Here is a 1,562-nt window from a genome sequence, read left to right on the forward strand (position 1 = left end):
GCCCGCCGTGATGTCGGCATCGCTCAGCACCCGGTCGGCCTGGCCGCTCACCTTGAGGGTGTCGCCGGCCTTGGCATCGGTCGGCAGACCCACCTCGACGTTGATTGCACCATTTATCTCGCTGTTGCTGATGGTGCCGTCGTTGTTGGCATCCTCGGTGATGACTACCGTCGGCGCGCCAGTAGCTTGGGTGTCGATGGCCGCGCTGTCGCTGCCGCCGCTTCCCTGGTTGCCGGCCAGATCGGTGTAACTCTCCGGCTTGACGGTGACGGAGGCGGTGCCTTCAAAGTTGGCATCCGGGGTGAAGGTCCCGCTCCACGTCTTGCCGCCGTCACTGCTGATGAGGTTGCTGACGGTGCCGCCGACCACGGTCAGGTCACTCAGATCGAACCCGGTCACCTGCTCGCTGAAGGTGAAGGTGACGTCACTGGTCTCGCCCACGGTCAGCTGGGTGTCGACGATGTCGACCAGCACGCTCGGGCCCTGGGTGTCCACGCTGTAGCCTTCGCTGCCAGTTGCTGTGGTGCTGTTGCCCGCAGCATCTGTGGTGGTCACGCTGGCGTCGATCACCTTGTCGCCATCCGCCACCAGATCCGCACCCGGCACCTTGATGTTGAAGGTCTTGTCGGCCAGCACTTGGCCGATGAAGGTCTTGCCGTTCACCGTCAGGGTGACGGTGTCGCCCACCTGCACGTCGCCACCCACGCGACCGGTGACCGGGATCTGTTGACCCGCTTCCGCCGCGTTGATGATGTCATCCGGCGTGATGTCGGCATCCAGGGTGATACGAGCATCCGGCGCAGTGGTGTCGAGCGAGGTGGTGTCATCACGGGCGTCAGCACGGTTGCCCGCCGCATCTGTGGCACTGGCCACGACGGTCAGATTGCCATCCGCCAGCCCGCTCAGATCCACGGTGGTGCTGTAGTTGCCATTGCCATCGGTGACGGCAGTGACAGTCACCTTGTCGCCGTTGGCATCCGTGATCACCAGGGTCACGGTGCGACCCGGGCCGACATCGGAGGTGCCAGTGATGGGGGCGTTGGCAACATTGCTGCCGTTCACGTCATCCAGGCTCACCGTGATGTTGGCGGTGGTGTCCACGCTGCCATCATCGGCGGCAGTGCCGGTGTTGCCGGCGGGATCGGTCACGCTGGCGGTCACCTTATAACCGCCATCCGGCAATGGGGTGACCACATTCGAGCTGTAAGTCCCATCCGGCTGCACTGTGGCCGTCAGGGTCTGTTGGTTGCCATTGCCATCGGCCACCACCAGGGTCACTGTGCTGCCAGGGGCGGCATTGGTGGTCCCAGTGATGGTCGGGGTGCTGTCGTTGGTGTTATCCGGCGCAGTCACAGTGACGGAAGGCGCCGTGCTGTCCACGCTGCCATCGTCGGCGGCAGTGCCGGTGTTGCCGGCAGGATCGGTCACGGAAGCCGTCACCCTGTAATCGCCATCAGCCAGGGGCGTCACCACATCCACACTGAAACTGCCATCCGGATTGACCGTGGCGATCAGGATCTGCTGATTGCCATTGGCATCCGTCACCACCAGGGTCACTGTGC

The 1,562-nt window shown here is 64.0% G+C and carries 1 protein-coding gene; it reads right to left on the minus strand.

From position 1 onward, the window contains the following. Window positions 1–1,562 (minus strand): Ig-like domain-containing protein (locus BN1130_RS01135; protein ID WP_042039755.1); only part of this gene is annotated, 1,562 nt, incomplete at both ends.

The sequence above is a fragment of the Aeromonas rivuli genome, from assembly GCF_000820045.1.
Taxonomy (GTDB): Bacteria; Pseudomonadota; Gammaproteobacteria; order Enterobacterales; family Aeromonadaceae; genus Aeromonas; species Aeromonas rivuli.